This window comes from Crenobacter intestini (genome assembly GCF_004919095.1).
In the GTDB taxonomy this organism is placed as follows: domain Bacteria; phylum Pseudomonadota; class Gammaproteobacteria; order Burkholderiales; family Chromobacteriaceae; genus Craterilacuibacter; species Craterilacuibacter intestini.
In genome coordinates this window covers 109996-126710 of record NZ_STGJ01000005.1, presented here as the reverse complement: position 1 = coordinate 126710, position 16715 = coordinate 109996, and the positions used below count along the sequence as shown (strand labels likewise).

Genomic DNA, 16715 nt, shown 5'->3' with positions numbered 1-16715 from the left:
CCATGGAGTTTTTCCAAAGCCTTCTGGGCAACGAGGCGGGGCTCGCCGTGTGGACCCTGCTGAAGATCGTCGCCATCGTCGCCCCGCTGATGGGTGCGGTGGCGTACCTGACGCTCGCCGAGCGCAAGGTGATCGGTTACATGCAATTGCGGATCGGCCCGAACCGGGTCGGCCCCAAGGGCCTGCTGCAGCCGATCGCCGACGGCGTGAAGCTCCTGATGAAGGAGATCATCCTGCCGACCAAGTCGAACAAGACCCTGTTCCTGGTCGGTCCCATCCTGTCGATCGCGCCGGCGCTCGCCGCGTGGGCGGTGGTGCCGTTCGGCGACGGGCTGGTGCTCGCCAACATCGACGCGTCGCTGCTCTACATCATGGCGATCACCTCGATGGGCGTGTACGGCGTGATCGTCGCCGGCTGGGCGGCCAACTCGAAGTACTCCTTCCTGGGCGCGATGCGCTCGGCCGCGCAGATCGTCTCGTACGAGATCGCGATGGGCTTCGCGCTGGTCGGCGTGCTGATGGTGTCGGGCAGCCTGAACCTGGTCGAGATCGTCAACCGGCAGGGCGCAGGCATGGCCGGCGGTTCGATCCTGTCGTGGAACTGGATCCCGCTGTTCCCGATGTTCCTGGTGTACCTGATCTCGGGCGTCGCCGAAACCAACCGCGCGCCGTTCGACGTCGCCGAGGGGGAATCGGAGATCGTCGCCGGCTTCCACGTCGAGTACTCGGGCATGGCCTTCGCGGTGTTCTTCCTTGCCGAGTACGCGAACATGATCCTGATCGCGGCACTGACCTCGATCATGTTCCTCGGCGGCTGGCTGTCGCCGTTCCCTGCGTCGTGGGGCCTGCTCGGCGCGGCCGGTTTCTTCTGGCTCGCCGTCAAGATGGCGCTGGTGCTGTTCTGCTTCCTGTGGTTCCGCGCGACGTTCCCGCGCTACCGCTACGACCAGATCATGCGCCTGGGCTGGAAGGTGTTCATCCCGGTGACGCTGGTGTGGGTGGTGGTAGTCGGCGCGTGGATGATGAGCCCGCTGTCCTTGTGGCCTTAAGACGGGGACCGGAGAAACAAGATGAACAAATTTATCAAGACCTTCTTCCTGGTCGAGCTCCTCAAGGGCCTGTCGGTGACGCTGCGCTACTTCTTCGCGCCGAAGATCACCGTGCAGTTCCCGGAAGAGAAGACGCCGCTGTCGCCGCGTTTCCGCGGCCTGCACGCGCAGCGCCGCTACGCCAATGGCGAAGAGCGCTGCATCGCGTGCAAGCTGTGCGAGGCGGTGTGCCCGGCACTGGCGATCACCATCGAGTCCGAACAGCGTGACGACGGCACCCGCCGCACCAGCCGCTACGACATCGACCTGACCAAGTGCATCTTCTGCGGCTTCTGCGAGGAGGCGTGCCCGGTCGACGCGATCGTCGAGACGCATATCTTCGAGTACCACGGAGAGAAGCGCGGCGACCTTTATTACACCAAGCCCATGCTGCTGGCGATCGGCGACAAGTACGAAGCCGAAATCGCCAAGAACAAAGCGGCCGACGCCAAGTACCGCTAAGGGGGAAACATGAGCTTTACGATGATCGTCTTTTACGTGCTCTCCGCGATCCTGCTGTTCTCGGCGTTTCGCGTGATCACGGCGAAGAACCCGGTGCACGCCGCCCTGTGGCTGGTGCTGGCGTTCTTCACCAGCGCCGGGCACTGGTTGCTGCTGGAGGCTGAGTTCCTGGCCATCTCGCTGGTGCTGGTCTACGTCGGCGCCGTGATGGTGCTGTTCCTGTTCGTGGTGATGATGCTCGACATCAACGTCGAGCAGCTGCGCGAGGGTTTCTGGCGGCACTTCCCGCTGGCGGCCACCGTCGGCCTGATCATGGCCGCCGAGATGGCGCTGATCCTCGCCGCGCCGGAAACCCGCCTGGCCGACTACGCCGCGGCGGCGCCGCTGGCGGCCGACGCGAGTAACGTCAAGCAGCTGGGCCTCGAGATCTACACCACCTACCTGATGCCATTCGAGCTGGCGGCGGTGCTGCTGCTGCTTGCCATCGTCGCGGCGATCGCGCTGACCCAGCGCGAGCGCAAGGACGGCAAGTACATCGACCCGGCGCGCCAGGTCGAGGTGAAGGCGGCCGACCGCGTACGCGTGGTGAAGATGGACGCGGTGCGCGAAGAAGCGCCGCAAACCGAGGCGGCAGACGCCGCCCAGTCGCAGTAAGGAGCGCACGATGCTGACCCTGACCCACTATCTGGTGCTGGCCGCGGCGCTGTTCTCGATCAGCGTGCTGGGGATCTTCCTCAACCGCAAGAACGTGATCGTGCTCCTGATGGCGATCGAGCTGATGCTGTTGGCCGTGAACTTCAACTTCATCGCCTTCTCGCACTATCTGTCCGACACCGCCGGCCAGATCTTCGTGTTCTTCATCCTGACGGTGGCCGCCGCGGAATCCGCGATCGGCCTTGCGATCCTGGTCGTGCTGTTCCGCAACCAGCGCTCCATCAACGTTGAAGACCTGGGCAGCCTGAAGGGCTGACGGATACCAACAAACGAGAAGCCAGAAAATGGATATGAAGAGCTTGTACCTGCTGATCGCCCTCTCGCCGCTGGCGGGGGCCATCATTGCAGGCTTGTTTGGCTGGGCGATCGGCCGGCGTGCCGCACACATCGTGACCATCGCGGGTGTGGCGGTTTCGGCCGCGCTGTCGCTCAAGGTGCTCCACTACTTCCTCAACGGTGGAGCGGTTTTCAACGAGGCGGTCTACACCTGGCTGACCGTCGGCGGCATGGAGTTCTCGGTCGGCTTCCTGGTCGACACGCTGACGGCGACCATGCTGGTGGTGGTGACCTCGGTCTCGCTGATGGTGCACATCTACACCATCGGCTACATGGCCGAAGACCCGGGCTACCAGCGCTTCTTCAGCTACATCTCGCTGTTTACCTTCAGCATGCTGATGCTGGTGATGAGCAATAACTTCGTCCAGCTGTTCTTCGGCTGGGAAGCGGTCGGCCTCGTCTCCTACCTGCTGATCGGTTTCTGGTTCAAGCGCCCGACGGCGATCTTCGCGAACCTGAAGGCCTTCCTGGTCAACCGCGTCGGTGACTTCGGCTTCCTGCTGGGCATCGGCCTCGTGCTCGCGCACTTCGGCGGCTCGCTCAATTACAGCGACGTGTTCGCCGCGCTGCCGCAAGTGGCCGACAAGACGATCCAGATCATCCCGGGCGTCGAGTGGTCCTTGCTGTCGGTGACCTGCATCCTGCTGTTCGTCGGCGCGATGGGTAAGTCCGCGCAGTTCCCGCTGCACGTGTGGCTGCCGGACTCGATGGAAGGCCCGACCCCGATCTCGGCGCTGATCCACGCGGCGACCATGGTGACCGCCGGCATCTTCATGGTGTCGCGCATGAGCCCGCTGTTCGAGCTGTCTGACACCGCGCTGAACGTGGTGATGGTCGCAGGTTCGATCACCGCGCTGTTCATGGGCTTTTTGGGCATCGTGCAGAACGACATCAAGCGCGTGGTGGCTTACTCGACGCTGTCGCAGCTGGGCTACATGACCGTCGCGCTGGGCGCGTCCGCCTACTCGGTGGCGATGTTCCACGTGATGACGCACGCCTTCTTCAAGGCGCTGCTGTTCCTTGCCGCCGGTTCGGTCATCATCGGCATGCACCACGATCAGGACATGCGCAATATGGGCGGCCTGCGCAAGTACATGCCCATCACCTGGATCACCAGCCTGCTGGGTAGCCTCGCGCTGATCGGCACGCCGTTCTTCTCGGGCTTCTACTCGAAGGATTCGATCATCCTGGCCGTCGAGCACAGCAACCTGCCGGCGTCCGGTTTCGCGACCTTCGCCGTGCTGGCCGGCGTGTTCGTCACCGCGTTCTACTCCTTCCGCATGTACTTCCTGGTCTTCCACGGCAAGGAACGCTGGATGGACGCCAAGCACGCGCACGACCACCACGGCGACCACGCGGACGAAGAGCCGGACCACGACCACCACCATGGCCTGGGCCCGAACGACAAGCCGCACGAGAGCCCGGGGGTGGTGACGCTGCCCTTGGTGCTGCTGGCGATCCCGTCGGTGGTGATCGGCTACTTCGCGATCGGCCCGATGGTCGGCGGCGACTTCTTCAAGGGCGTGCTGTTCACCAACCTTGAAGCGCACCCGGGCCTCGCCGCGGTGATCCCGCACGCCGAACACGCGATGGCGATGGGCCTGCACGCCTTCTCGACGCTGCCGTTCTGGCTGGCGTTCGCGGGTGTCGCGCTGTCGTGGTTCTTCTACATGAAGGCACCGCAGATTCCGGCGAAGATCAAGGAAACCTTCGCGCCGGTACACCGCCTGCTCGAGAACAAGTACTACCTCGACGAGCTGTACTTTGCGGTGTTCGCCAAGGGCAGCCGTGCACTGGGGACCTTCTTCTGGAAGATCTGCGACATGCTGCTGATCGACGGCCTGATCGTGAACGGCTCGGCCGCGCTGGTCGGCAAGCTCGCCCAGAAGGCGCGCCGCCTGCAGACCGGTTTCATCTACAGCTACGCCACGACCATGATCATCGGCATCCTGGTGCTGGTTACCCTGTGGTTCTCGCAGCTGATCTTCAGATAAGCCGCGTGCCGGAAATAGCAAACAACAATAGGTTCGAACTATGTTTTCCAATCTGTTAAGTCTGGTGATCTGGGTGCCGATCATCGCCGGCGTCCTGGTCCTGGCCACCGGCGACGACAGGCGCGCACCGCTCGCGCGCTGGATCGCGCTGGCCGGCTCCGCGCTCGGTTTCGCCGCGTCGCTGCCGCTGTTCACCGCGTTCGATACCCTGAACGGCGGCATGCAGTTCGTCGAGTTCGCCCCGTGGATCTCGGCGCTCAACATCAACTACCACCTGGGCGTCGACGGCCTGTCCATGCTGTTCGTCGTGCTCAACAGCTTCATCACCATGATGGTGGTGATCGCCGGCTGGCAGGTGATCGAGCAGCGCGTCGCGCAGTACATGGCCGCCTTCCTGGTGATGTCCGGCCTGATCAACGGCGCGTTCGCCGCGCTGGACGCGATCCTGTTCTACGTGTTCTTCGAGGCGATGCTGATCCCGATGTACCTGATCATCGGGGTGTGGGGCGGCCCGCGCCGCGTGTACGCGTCGATCAAGTTCTTCCTGTACACGCTGCTGGGTTCGCTCCTGATGCTGGTCGCGCTGATCTGGCTCTATTTTGCCGCCGGCAAGAGCTTCTCGATCGAGGCGTTCCAGGACATCGCGCAGATCCCGCTGACCGTGCAGATCCTGCTGTTCATCGCCTTCTTCATGTCCTTCGCGGTGAAGGTGCCGATGTGGCCGGTGCACACCTGGCTGCCGGACGCGCACGTCGAGGCGCCGACCGGCGGCTCGATGGTGCTGGCCGCGATCACCCTGAAGATCGGCGCCTACGGCTTCCTGCGGTTCGTGCTGCCCATCGTGCCGGACGCCGCGCGTGAGCTCGCGCCCATCGTGGTTGCGCTGTCGCTGGTCGCCGTCGTCTACATCGGCCTGGTCGCGCTGGTGCAGACCGACATGAAGAAACTGGTCGCGTACTCGTCGATCTCGCATATGGGCTTCGTCACCCTCGGCCTGTTCCTGTTCACCGGCTCCGAGCTGAACGTGTGGGCGGTGGAAGGCGCGATCGTGCAGATGGTCAGCCACGGCTTCGTGTCCGCCGCGATGTTCTTCTGCATCGGCGTGATGTACGACCGCGTGCACAGCCGCAACATCGCCGACTACGGCGGCGTCGCCAACCGCATGCCGATCTTCGCCGCCTTCATGGTGCTGTTCGCGATGGCCAACGCCGGCCTGCCGGCGACCTCCGGCTTCGTCGGCGAGTTCATGGTGATCATGGGCGCGCTGCAGGTGAACTTCTGGGTGGCCGCGCTGGCGTCGCTGACGCTGATCTTCGGCGCCGCGTACACGCTGTGGATGGTCAAGCGCACCATCTTCGGCGAGGTGGCCAACCACCACGTCGACGAGCTGACCGACGTGAACAAGCGCGAGTTCCTGGTGCTGGTCGTGCTGGCCATCGCCGTGCTCGGCATGGGCCTGTATCCGCAGATGTTCGTCGACAAGATGCACCTCGCGGTGAACGACCTGATCGCGCATGTCGCGCAAAGCAAGCTGTAAGGCCACAAGGACAAAGCAATGAATTGGGCTGATCTGAATCTGATGCCGGCGCTGCCCGAGCTGTTCCTGCTCGGTGCGCTGTCGTTCATCCTGGTGTTCGACCTGTTCGTCCCCGACGAGAAGCGCGGCGTCACCTATGTGCTGTCGCTGCTGACGGTGGCGCTGTGCGCGGTGCTGCAGGTCGCGACCTTCGAGCCGTACGCGGTGACCACCTTCTCCGGCATGTTTGTCGACGACCCGGTCGCCGACATCATCAAGGTCGCCATGTACGGCGCGACCGCCGCGACGCTGGTGTACACCCGCCAGTACGTCGCCGACAACGGCATGTTCCGCGGCGAGTACTTCACGCTCAGCCTGTTCGCGCTGTTGGGCATGAACGTGATGGTGTCCTCCGCCAACTTCGTCACGCTGTATATCGGCCTCGAACTGCTGTCGCTGGCGCTGTACGCGCTGATCGCGCTCAAGCGCGACTCGGCGGCCGGCACCGAAGCGGCGATGAAGTACTTCGTGCTGGGCGCACTCGCCTCGGGCATGCTGCTCTACGGCATGTCGATGGTGTACGGCGCGACCGGCTCGCTCGACATCCACGTGATCGCCGGTGCCGTTGGCCGTCCGGAAACCAATATCGTGCTGCTGGTGTTCGGCCTGGTGTTCCTGGTCGCCGGCCTCGCGTTCAAGCTTGGCGCCGTGCCCTTCCATATGTGGGTGCCCGACGTCTACCAGGGCGCGCCGCTGGCGGTGACGCTGATGCTGGGCGCCGCGCCCAAGCTGGCCGCCTTCGTGTTCGTCATCCGCATCCTGGCGCAGGGCCTGGGTGAGCTGGCCGCACAGTGGCAGGGCATGCTGGTGCTGATCGCCGCGCTGTCGATGCTGATCGGCAACCTGGCCGCGGTCGCGCAGACCAATATCCGCCGCATGCTCGCCTACTCGACCATCTCGCACATGGGCTTCCTGCTGCTGGGCGTGTTGGCCGGCAACGAGCAGGGCTACGCCTCGGCGATGTTCTACGCGATCACCTACGTGCTGATGTCGCTGGCCGCCTTCGGCGTGCTGCTCGCGCTGTCGCGCGCAGGCTTCGAATGCGACAAGGTCGACGACCTCAAGGGCCTGAACGCGCGAAATAGCTGGTACGCCTTCCTGATGCTGCTGGTGATGTTCTCGATGGCCGGCATCCCGCCCCTGGCCGGCTTCTACGCCAAGTTCGCGGTGCTGCGCGCGGTGGTCGACCTGCCGGTGCTCGACTTCGGCTTCTTCGCGGGCTCGCCGGTGTACCTGGCGGTGTTCGCGGTGCTGATGTCGCTGGTCGGCGCGTTCTACTATCTGCGCGTGGTCAAGGTGATGTACTTTGACGGCAGCCAGACCGACGCGCCCATCGTCGTGCGCGGCGACATGAAGCTCTTGCTGTCGGTCAACGCGCTGGCGCTGCTGGTGATCGGCCTGCTGCCGGAGCGTCTGGTGGAACTTTGCATTGACGCGATGCGTCAATCGCTGGCCAGCTTCTGAGACCAGCAAGCCCCGGCCGGGCGTGTCGCGGACGACCGCGACACGCCTTTTTTCATTGATGGAGCCTGACCGTGCAAGAAAGTGTGATCCTGTTGACCGTCGTCGCCTGTATCGCGGCGAACCTGCCCTTTGTCAGCCGCCGCCTGTTCGGCGTGCTGCGCGTGAAGGACAAGCATTTCGGCTGGGAGGCGCTGGAGCTGGTGGTGCTCTACCTCGCGGTGGGCGGTCTTGCCCGCGTGCTCGAGGCGCAGCACATGCCGGTGCACGCGCAGAACTGGCAGTTCTACGTGACCACCTTCGCGCTGTTTACCGTGTTCGCCTTCCCCGGCTTCGTCGCCCGCCACTTCTGGCGCGCGCGCCCGGTGCGCAAGGCCGCCTGACCCTCACCCTTCACCCTCACCCCGACCCTCTCCCGGCCGCGGGAGAGGGAGGGCGTGGCTGCGGTCTGCATGTGGGCCGGCGTCCCTTCTCCCGCCAGCGTGAGAAGGTGGTGCGCAGCAAGCACGTGGGTTAGCCACCCAGGTCGGGTACGACCAGCGATGCGGGCAATGGGCGGCGTAACCCACCGGCCGGAGTCCCTTCTCCCGCTTGCGGGAGAAGGTGGCGCGCAGCGCCGGATGAGGGCGGCCGGATGAGGGCGATGGCAGTCAATGAACAAGGCGCCCGTGGGCGCCTTATTCATTTATGGTAGAACGGTGGCTCGCCTTCCGGCCGCGTCTTGAAGCGCTTGTGCAGCCAGAAGTACTGCTCGGGCATCTCCAGCACCCGCTGCTCGAGAAACTCGTTCATGCGGCGGGTGTCCGCCTCGATATCGCCGCTGGGGAAGTTGTCCCATGCCGGGTAGACGTCGACCTCCAGCCCGCCCGCGACGCGTCGCGGGATCACCGGCACTACGCGCGCGCGGGCGAGCCCTGCGATGCGGGAGAGGCCGGGCACGGTCGCCGCCTGTACGCCGAAGAAGGGCACGAAGATCGAGTCGCGGCGGCCGAAGTCCTGGTCGGGCAGGTAGAGGAAGGGCGCGTGGTCGGCGCGCATCGCCTTGATGATCGCGCGCAGGCTCTCCTGGCGCGACACGATGAAGGCGTTGTCGAAGCGGTTGCGCCCGGCGTAGATCATCTTGTCCATCGCCTGGTTCTTCTGGTGCGAGTACACGCTGACCAGCGGCATCTCCAGGTTGAGTCTGAGCGCGGCGAGCTCGAAGCCGACGAAGTGCGGATAGAAGATGATGACGTCCTCGCCCGCCGCGCGCAACTCGGTCAGCCGCTCCAGGTGATGGATGCGTACCAGGCGCTTGATGCGCTCCGGGCTGGCCCACCAGCACACGCCGTATTCGAGCAACAGCTGCGCCATATGCCCGAAGTGGCGTTTGAGCAGGCGCTTGCGTTCGGCCTCCTTCATGGCGGGGAAGCAGCGCGCAAGGTTGTTCAGGCCGACGCGGCGCCGGCTGATGGCCGCGTAGTAGAGCAGGTGGCCAAGCGCACGGCTGATCGCGCCGATCACCGACAAGGGCAGCCAGTGCAGTAACCAGAGCAGGGCAAAAAAGAGTTTCATGCGGCGTCCTCCGTGCCGGGCCTGGGCGGCGCACCGGCCGGGTGTTTATAGCGGTTGTAGCTCCACAGGTACTGGGTCGGTGCCTGGCCAACCAGCCTTTCCACTTCGCGGTTGAGGCGGGCGGCGTCGGCATCGCGGTCGCCGTCGAAGGGCTCCATGAGCGGCGAGATATGCACGGCGAAGCCCTGGCCGTTTGGCAGGCGCTCGCCCCAGAACATCAGCGTGGTCACGTTCTTCATCTGCGCGAGGCGCGGCACCAGCGTCATCGTGTACGCGGGCTGACCGAAGAACGGCGCCCATACGCCCTCGCCGCTGCCCGGCGCCTGGTCGGGCAGGATGATGGTCGCCTCGCCGTTTCTCAGCGCCTTCATCACGATGCGCACGCCGGCTGGCGTCGCCGGGGCGGTGGCGGCGCCGTCGCGCGCGCGGCCGCCCTGCATCACCGGCTCGAGGAAGGCGTACTTGGGCGGGCGGAACATCGCGGTCATCGGGAAGGGCAGGCGGGTCGCCAGGTAGCGGCCGGCGATGTCGTAAGCGCCCAGGTGCGGGGTGACGAACACCAGCCCGTCGCCGCGCGCGAGCGCCGCCTCGACGTGCTGCCAGCCGTCGCAGGACTTGACCAGCGCCGCGATGTCTTTAGAATCTCGCGTCCAGGCGATCGCCAGCTCGAGCGTACCCATGCCGGTTTCCCGCGCGGTACGTTTGACGTATTCTTCCAACACATTGTTGTTTTCGGCGAGCCCGCTATTATTCAGATTGCTTTTTATGCGGTCTGCAAAAGCGGGCGAGGCCAGCCGGGTCAATGACCCCAGCGCGCCTCCGAGCGCCTGCAGCGCGGCCAGCGGCAGGCGGGAGAGCGCCGCCAGCAGGATTTGTACAAGGCGTGCCATGTCGCGTCCTTGTGTCCGGGTAAAGCGCCGGATTTTAACACCAAACAGACAGCCATCACTCCAGGGATCCCTACATGAGCGAATACCTCTTCACTTCGGAGTCGGTCTCCGAAGGCCATCCGGACAAGGTCGCGGACCAGGTCTCCGACGCCATCCTCGACGCCATCCTGCGCGAAGACCCGCGGGCGCGCGTCGCCGCCGAGACGCTGGTCAACACCGGCCTCGTCGTGCTGGCCGGCGAGATCACCACCCACGCCAACGTCGACTACATCAAGGTCGCGCGCGAGACCATCAAGCGCATCGGCTACGACGACTCCGAACTGGGCTTCGACTACCGCGGCTGCGCGGTGATGATGTGCTACGACCGCCAGAGCCCGGACATCGCGCAGGGCGTCAACGAAGGCGAGGGCCTCGACCTTGACCAGGGTGCCGGCGACCAGGGCCTGATGTTCGGCTACGCGTGCGACGAGACGCCGACGCTGATGCCATTCCCGATCTACTACGCGCACCGCCTGGTGCAGCGCCAGGCCGAGCTGCGCAAGGACGGCCGCCTGCCGTGGCTGCGTCCGGACGCCAAGAGCCAGCTCACCTGCGTCTACGACGCTGCCACCGGTCTGCCCAAGTCGATCGACACCGTGGTGCTGTCCACCCAGCACAGCCCGGACATCGACCACAAGGCGCTGACCGAGGCGATCATCGAAGACGTGATCAAGCCGGTGCTGCCGCCGGAGATGATCACCGCCACCACCAAGTACCTGGTCAACCCGACCGGCCGTTTCGTCATCGGCGGCCCGCACGGCGACTGCGGCCTGACCGGCCGCAAGATCATCGTCGACACCTACGGTGGCGCGGCGCCGCACGGCGGCGGCGCGTTCTCCGGCAAGGACCCGTCCAAGGTCGACCGCTCGGCCGCCTACGCCGGCCGTTACGTGGCGAAGAACATCGTCGCCGCTGGCCTCGCGCGCCAGTGCCAGATCCAGGTTTCGTACGCGATCGGCGTCGCCCAGCCGACCTCGATCTCGGTCGACACCTTCGGCACCAACGCGATCCCGAACGAGCGGATCGTCGAACTGGTGAAGCGCCACTTCGACCTGCGCCCGAAGGGCATCGTGCAGATGCTCGACCTGCTGCGCCCGATCTACACCAAGACCGCCGCCTACGGCCACTTCGGCCGCGAAGAGCCCGAGTTCAGCTGGGAGCGCACCGACAAGGTCGAGGCGCTGCGCGCCGACGCCGGGCTGTAACCCTCACCCCCCGGCCCCTCTCCCGCCAGCGGGAGAGGGGAGTCTTCTCCCTGCCCCAGCCTGATTCCTTCTCCCGCTTGCGGGAGAAGGTGTGCGCTCGACCGGCTCCGGCCTTATCCCTTCCCCCGCTGGCGGGGGAAGGTGGCGCGCAGCGCCGGATGAGGGTCCGCCGGATGAGGGCGCAGGGTTGCAACACCTGCCAACGGGCCGCCTTGTGCGGCCCGTTTTTCATGTCCGTCGCCCCGCCTCAATGCCAAAAAGGTATCCATGGGTTATAATCCGGCGCATTCCGGGGAGTGCTGCGAGGCTTGCGCCCCAGGCCCGGACCGCTTCAACCGCACTCGCCCATGCAACCCGTGCCGGACACGGGATGACGGGTGAGCCGCATCCCGCCCGGCCTTCGTGAAGGAACGACACGATGGCTGAATTCAACGATTTCCTGGTCGCCGACATCAACCTCGCCCAGTGGGGCCGCAAGGAACTGGCGATCGCCGAGACCGAGATGCCCGGCCTGATGGCGCTGCGCGAGGAGTACAAGCACAGCCAGCCGCTCAGGGGCGCGCGCATCGCGGGCAGCCTGCACATGACCATCCAGACCGGCGTGCTGATCGAGACCTTGGTCGCGCTGGGCGCCGACGTGCGCTGGGCTTCGTGCAACATCTTCTCGACGCAGGACCACGCCGCAGCGGCGATTGCCGCCGCCGGCATCCCGGTGTTCGCGTTCAAGGGTGAGAGCCTCGACGAGTACTGGGACTACACCCACCGCATCTTCGAATGGCCGGAAGGACAGCCGGCCAACATGATCCTGGACGACGGCGGCGACGCGACGCTGCTCCTGATGCTGGGCAGCAAGGCCGAGCAGGACATCGGCGTGATCGGCCACCCGGGCAACGACGAGGAAGTGGCGCTGTTCGCCGCGATCCGCCGCCACCTGGCACTCGACCCGCACTGGTACTCGAAGCGCCTCGCGCATATCAAGGGCGTGACCGAAGAGACCACCACTGGCGTGCACCGCTTGTATCAGCTGCAGAAGGACGGCCAGCTGCCGTTCCCGGCGTTCAACGTCAACGACTCGGTGACCAAGTCCAAGTTCGACAACCTGTACGGCTGCCGCGAATCGCTGGTCGACGGCATCAAGCGCGCGACCGACGTGATGATCGCCGGCAAGGTGGCGGTGGTGCTGGGTTACGGCGACGTGGGCAAGGGTTGCGCGCAGTCCCTGCGCGGGCTGGGCGCGACGGTATGGGTGACCGAGATCGACCCGATCTGCGCACTGCAGGCGGCGATGGAAGGCTACCGCGTGGTGCGCATGGACGAGGTGGCGGGTGAAGCCGACATCTTCGTCACCACCACCGGCAACGTCGGCGTGATCACGCATGAGCATATGAAGGCGATGCGCAACAACGCGATCGTCTGCAACATCGGCCACTTCGACTCCGAAATCGAGGTCGCCAGCCTGCGCCAGTACCAGTGGGAGAACATCAAGCCGCAGGTCGACCACATCATCTTCCCGGACGGCAAGCGCATCATCCTGCTGGCCGAGGGCCGCTTGGTGAACCTCGGCTGCGCGACCGGCCACCCGTCGTTCGTGATGTCGAACAGCTTCACCAACCAGGTGCTCGCGCAGATCGAGATCTTCTGCAACGGCGCGAAGTACGGCCGTGAAGTCTACGTGCTGCCCAAGCACCTGGACGAGAAGGTCGCCCGCCTGCACCTCAAGCGCATCGGCGCGCGCCTGACCGAGCTGTCCGACGAGCAGTCCGCCTACATCAGCGTGCCCAAGGAAGGCCCGTACAAGCCGGCGCACTACCGCTACTGATCCACCGCGGCAAGGCCGGCGCTACCCGCGTAAGACGGGGCCGGCCTGTCCGTGACCAAGGGGAAACCATGAAGCATACCTACAGTTTCGAATTCTTCCCGCCCAAGTCGGAAGAGGGGATGGCCAAGCTGCGTACCACGCGCGCGCAGCTCGCGCAGTTCAAGCCCGAGTTCTTCTCGGTGACCTTCGGCGCCGGCGGCACCACCCGCGAGGGCACGATCGCGGCAGTGCTCGATATCCGCGCCGACGGCCTGGCCGCCGCGCCGCACCTGTCGTGCATCGGCTCGACCCGCGAGAGCATCCGCGCGATCCTCGACGAGTACCGCGAGCACGGCATTCGCCATATCGTCGCGCTGCGCGGCGACATGCCCTCGGGCATGGTCGAGGCCGGCGAGTTCCGCTACGCCAACGAACTGGTCGCCTTCATCCGCGAGGCGCACGGCGACCATTTCCACATCGAGGTCGCCGCCTACCCGGAGTTCCACCCGCAGGCGCGCTCGGCCGACGAGGACATCGACAACTTCGTGCGCAAGGTGCGCGCCGGCGCCAACTCGGCGATCACCCAGTACTTCTTCAACGCCGACGCCTACTTCCGCTTCGTCGACGAGGCGCAGGCGCGCGGCGTCGACGTGCCGGTGGTGCCGGGCATCATGCCGATCAACAACTTCGGCCAGCTGGTGCGCTTCTCCGACATGTGCGGCGCCGAAGTACCGCGCTGGCTGCGCCTGCGCATGCAGTCCTACCTCGACGACACCGCGTCGATCCGCGCGCTGGGCCTTGACGTGGTGACCGAACTTTGCGACCGGCTGATGTCGAACGGCGCACCCGGCCTGCATTTTTACACGCTGAACCAGGCCGGGCTGGTGTCGACGATCTGTCAGCGCCTGGGTTTGTGAACCAAAGCGGGTTTAAGGGGGAAGAGTGATGCAAGCAGGTGAAGCGGTACTGCGACACGAGGAGCGGCCGGTGGTGAAGTCGCGGCTGGGCCAGCTGATTTTTTGGAGCCGCTGGCTGCAGCTGCCGATCTATCTGGGGCTGATCGTGGTGCAGGGCGTCTACGCGTGGAAGTTCCTGTCCTCGCTGTGGACGCTGCTGTCGGACCTGACGGTGCTGACCGAGACCGAGATCATGCTGTCGGTGCTCGCGCTGATCGACGTGGTGATGATTGCCAACTTGCTCCTGATGGTGACGGTCGGCGGCTACGAGACCTTCGTGTCGCGGCTGCGCATCGATAACCACCCGGACCAGCCCGAGTGGCTCGACCATGTGAATGCGTCGGTGCTCAAGGTCAAGCTGTCGATGGCGATCATCAGCATCTCGTCGATCCACCTGCTGCAGACCTTCATCAACGCCAGCAAGCTGTCGGATCACACCATCAAGTGGCAGCTGTTGCTGCACCTGGCCTTCCTGTTGTCGGCGGCGGCCATCGCGTACACCGACAAGCTGCTCAACTCGACGCTCAAGCACTGAGCGCACCGCGTGCGCATACTGCAAGGGGGCTTTCGCCCCCTTTTTTCATGGACGGGAGGCTTGGTGCGGGCGCTGACGGCGGGTGAGCGGGCGATGGTGGCGCGGCTGTTTGGCGCGGCTGTCGACGCGGCACGGGTGCGCGTGCACGCGCGCGGCTACCTGCCGTGGCTGCGCCGCGTCGCGATGGCGCCGGCGGGCGAACTCTACTTTCCGCCTGCGCTCTACCGCGCCGACTTTTCGCTCGCCGGCCCGCGCTCGCAGTGCCTGTTCGTGCACGAAATCACCCATGTCTGGCAGTACCAGCGCGGGGTGCCGGTGAGGCTCGCCGGCGTCTGCCTGTGGCTGCAGGGCGCCTACTGGCTGCGCGACGCGTACCGCTATGCGGTGGGCGAGGCGCGGCCGTTTCACGCGTATAACCTGGAGCAGCAGGCCGAGCTGGTTGCCCGCTACTGGGGCGCGAGGCTCGGCCTGGCCGATTGTGTGGCTGAGGAGGCGTGGCTCGCTGCGCGGCTTGCCGACTTTCTGGCCGACCCGGCGGCGCCGGCCTTGCTGCCGGCGCGCTGGTGGCGGCTGTAAGGCCTGTTACGGCTGCTGCTCGTCCTTGGACGCAGCCTTCTCGCCTATCCTGCCTTCCTGCCCGGTCAGCAGGTTGACCAGGTTGGACTTGTGGCGGTGGATCACCAGGATCGCGATGATGATGCAGGTGCCGAAGTAGGGGCTTTGCGGGCCGAGGATGAAGTAGGCGTACACCGGCGCGAGCACGCAGGCGGTCAGCGCGGACAGCGAGGAGATACGCACCACGAAGGCCATGAATAGCCAGGTGGCGACCGCGGCGAGCGCGAGCCACAGGCTGAAGCCGAACAGCACGCCGACGGCGGTGGCGACGCCCTTGCCGCCCTTGAAGCCGAAGAATACCGGCCACATGTGGCCGGCGAGCACGGCGATGGCGACCATCGCCACCTCGCGCGTGCCGAGGCCGTAACGCGGGGCGAGCCATGCGGCGAGCGCGACGGCGACCCAGCCCTTGGCGCCGTCGCCCAGCAGCGTCAGCGCGGCGGCGATCTTCTTGCCCGAGCGCAGCACGTTGGTCGCGCCGGGGTTGCCCGAGCCGTAGCTGCGCGGGTCGGCCATGCCCATTGCCTTGGAGACGATGACGGCGAACGAGAGCGAGCCGATCAGGTAGGCCGCGGCGATAAAGGCAAAGGCTGTCGTGGTCATGGTGAATACACTAGAATGCGGGGTTTGGATTCTACGGTATCGGGCGGCATTTCCCAACGCCGCCACCCAAGATGGACATCATTTTCCTGCGAGAAGTGCGTGCCGCCACGCTGATCGGCGTTTACGACTGGGAGCGCCACGCGCCCCAGACCCTGGAGATCGACCTCGATATCGGCATCCCGAGCGAGACGCCGTGCCACAGCGACAACATCGGCGACACCATCCACTACGGGGAAGTCGTCGAGCGGGTACGCGCGTCGCTGGCCGAGCAGCACTTCCTGCTGATCGAGGCGCTGGCCGAGCATATCGCGCACCTGATCCGCGACGAGTTCGGCGCGGCATGGGTGCGGGTGTCGGTGACCAAGCCGGGCATCCTCCCCGACGTGGCCAAGGTGGGCGTGACCATCGAACGCGGGCAGCGCAGCCGCTAAACGGCGGAACAGACACAAGGCCCGGGCGCCGTACTGGCGGACCGGGCCTTTGCACGCGTGGCACCCGCTTATTCGGGCTGGTTGCGCATGAAGTCGGCGGTGTTGTGGAAGGCGTCGATCAGCTTGGCCTTCAGTTCGTCCTCGACGATCAGCTCGTTCACGGCGAGCCGCATGCAGTACATCCATTCGTCGCGCATCTGGCTGTCGACCGCGAACGGCAGGTGGCGCATCCGCAGGCGCGGGTGGCCGAACGCCTCGACAAAGAGCGCGGGGCCGCCCAGCCAGCCGGACAGGAACATGTAGAGCTTCTCGCGCGAGCCTGCGAGGTCGTCCGGGTGGATTTTCCTCAGTTTCACCACCGCCGGGTCGCTATCCATGATGTCGTAGAAGCGGTCGGTCAGGTGGCGCACCACGCTGGCGCCGCCCAGGAGCTCGTACGGGGTCATGTCGGCCATCTC

The 16715-nt window shown here is 65.6% G+C and carries 18 protein-coding genes and 1 riboswitch; of the genes, 14 read left to right on the top strand and 4 right to left on the bottom strand.

Annotated features, from left to right (window positions below):
- Positions 1-2: 2 nt before the first annotated feature.
- The 8 genes from nuoH to E5K04_RS05895 all read left to right on the top strand — a co-directional run bounded on the left by nuoH (position 3) and on the right by E5K04_RS05895 (position 8014).
- A complete protein-coding gene (gene nuoH / locus E5K04_RS05930) occupies positions 3-1049 on the top strand; it encodes an NADH-quinone oxidoreductase subunit NuoH (protein WP_136551981.1) in 1047 nt (348 codons plus the stop codon).
- Positions 1050-1070: 21 nt separating this feature from the next.
- Positions 1071-1550 carry an NADH-quinone oxidoreductase subunit NuoI gene (gene nuoI / locus E5K04_RS05925; protein ID WP_136551980.1) on the top strand — a complete coding sequence of 160 codons (480 nt, stop codon included), beginning with the start codon at positions 1071-1073 and terminating at the stop codon, positions 1548-1550.
- A gap of 9 nt (positions 1551-1559) precedes the next feature.
- The gene (locus E5K04_RS05920) at positions 1560-2204 is read left to right on the top strand and encodes an NADH-quinone oxidoreductase subunit J (RefSeq protein ID WP_136551979.1); all 645 of its coding nucleotides are present in this window, start codon (positions 1560-1562) and stop codon (positions 2202-2204) included.
- A gap of 10 nt (positions 2205-2214) precedes the next feature.
- Entirely contained in the window at positions 2215-2520 is a 306-nt protein-coding gene (gene nuoK / locus E5K04_RS05915; RefSeq protein WP_136551978.1) for an NADH-quinone oxidoreductase subunit NuoK, read from the top strand.
- A gap of 28 nt (positions 2521-2548) precedes the next feature.
- Entirely contained in the window at positions 2549-4594 is a 2046-nt protein-coding gene (gene nuoL / locus E5K04_RS05910; RefSeq protein ID WP_136551977.1) for an NADH-quinone oxidoreductase subunit L, read from the top strand.
- 40 nt (positions 4595-4634) lie between these two features.
- Complete coding sequence (locus tag E5K04_RS05905) at positions 4635-6131, top strand: NADH-quinone oxidoreductase subunit M (RefSeq protein ID WP_136551976.1); 1497 nt, start codon at positions 4635-4637, stop codon at positions 6129-6131.
- A gap of 18 nt (positions 6132-6149) precedes the next feature.
- Entirely contained in the window at positions 6150-7634 is a 1485-nt protein-coding gene (gene nuoN, locus E5K04_RS05900) for an NADH-quinone oxidoreductase subunit NuoN (protein WP_136551975.1), read from the top strand.
- Between the two features lie 71 nt (positions 7635-7705).
- A complete protein-coding gene (locus E5K04_RS05895; RefSeq protein ID WP_136551974.1) occupies positions 7706-8014 on the top strand; it encodes a DUF2818 family protein in 309 nt (102 codons plus the stop codon).
- Between the two features lie 298 nt (positions 8015-8312).
- Here the strand turns inward: E5K04_RS05895 and E5K04_RS05890 are convergent, their stop codons facing one another.
- On the bottom strand, positions 8313-9185 hold the full coding sequence (locus E5K04_RS05890; protein ID WP_136551973.1) for a lipid A biosynthesis lauroyl acyltransferase: 873 nt from the start codon (positions 9183-9185) through the stop codon (positions 8313-8315).
- Entirely contained in the window at positions 9182-10075 is an 894-nt protein-coding gene (locus tag E5K04_RS05885; RefSeq protein WP_136551972.1) for a lysophospholipid acyltransferase family protein, read from the bottom strand. The genes E5K04_RS05890 and E5K04_RS05885 overlap by 4 nt, the downstream gene beginning before the upstream one ends.
- 74 nt (positions 10076-10149) lie before the next feature.
- On the opposite strand from E5K04_RS05885, the gene metK reads away from it, so the two are divergent.
- The 5 genes from metK (at position 10150) to E5K04_RS05860 (ending at position 15184) form a co-directional block, all read left to right on the top strand.
- Positions 10150-11319 (top strand): methionine adenosyltransferase, encoded by a 1170-nt coding sequence (gene metK / locus E5K04_RS05880; protein ID WP_136551971.1) that lies wholly within the window; start codon positions 10150-10152, stop codon positions 11317-11319.
- Between the two features lie 285 nt (positions 11320-11604).
- A riboswitch (S-adenosyl-L-homocysteine riboswitch) is annotated at positions 11605-11669 on the top strand.
- Between the two features lie 68 nt (positions 11670-11737).
- Positions 11738-13138: an adenosylhomocysteinase gene (ahcY, locus tag E5K04_RS05875; protein ID WP_136551970.1), complete on the top strand. Its 1401-nt coding sequence runs from the start codon at positions 11738-11740 to the stop codon at positions 13136-13138.
- A 68-nt stretch (positions 13139-13206) separates the two neighbouring features.
- A complete protein-coding gene (metF, locus tag E5K04_RS05870) occupies positions 13207-14034 on the top strand; it encodes a methylenetetrahydrofolate reductase [NAD(P)H] (RefSeq protein WP_136551969.1) in 828 nt (275 codons plus the stop codon).
- A 28-nt stretch (positions 14035-14062) separates the two neighbouring features.
- Positions 14063-14608: a TIGR00645 family protein gene (locus tag E5K04_RS05865; protein WP_136551968.1), complete on the top strand. Its 546-nt coding sequence runs from the start codon at positions 14063-14065 to the stop codon at positions 14606-14608.
- Positions 14609-14671: 63 nt separating this feature from the next.
- Entirely contained in the window at positions 14672-15184 is a 513-nt protein-coding gene (locus tag E5K04_RS05860) for a type IV secretion protein Rhs (RefSeq protein ID WP_136551967.1), read from the top strand.
- A 6-nt stretch (positions 15185-15190) separates the two neighbouring features.
- Here the strand turns inward: E5K04_RS05860 and plsY are convergent, their stop codons facing one another.
- Positions 15191-15826: a glycerol-3-phosphate 1-O-acyltransferase PlsY gene (plsY, locus tag E5K04_RS05855; RefSeq protein ID WP_136551966.1), complete on the bottom strand. Its 636-nt coding sequence runs from the start codon at positions 15824-15826 to the stop codon at positions 15191-15193.
- 71 nt (positions 15827-15897) lie between these two features.
- On the opposite strand from plsY, the gene folB reads away from it, so the two are divergent.
- Positions 15898-16257: a dihydroneopterin aldolase gene (gene folB, locus E5K04_RS05850; RefSeq protein ID WP_136551965.1), complete on the top strand. Its 360-nt coding sequence runs from the start codon at positions 15898-15900 to the stop codon at positions 16255-16257.
- A 68-nt stretch (positions 16258-16325) separates the two neighbouring features.
- Here folB and E5K04_RS05845 read toward each other — a convergent pair whose 3' ends face one another.
- Positions 16326-16712, bottom strand: a complete 387-nt coding sequence (locus E5K04_RS05845) for a group II truncated hemoglobin (protein ID WP_136551964.1) — start codon at positions 16710-16712, stop codon at positions 16326-16328.
- Between the last annotated feature and the right edge of the window lie 3 nt (positions 16713-16715).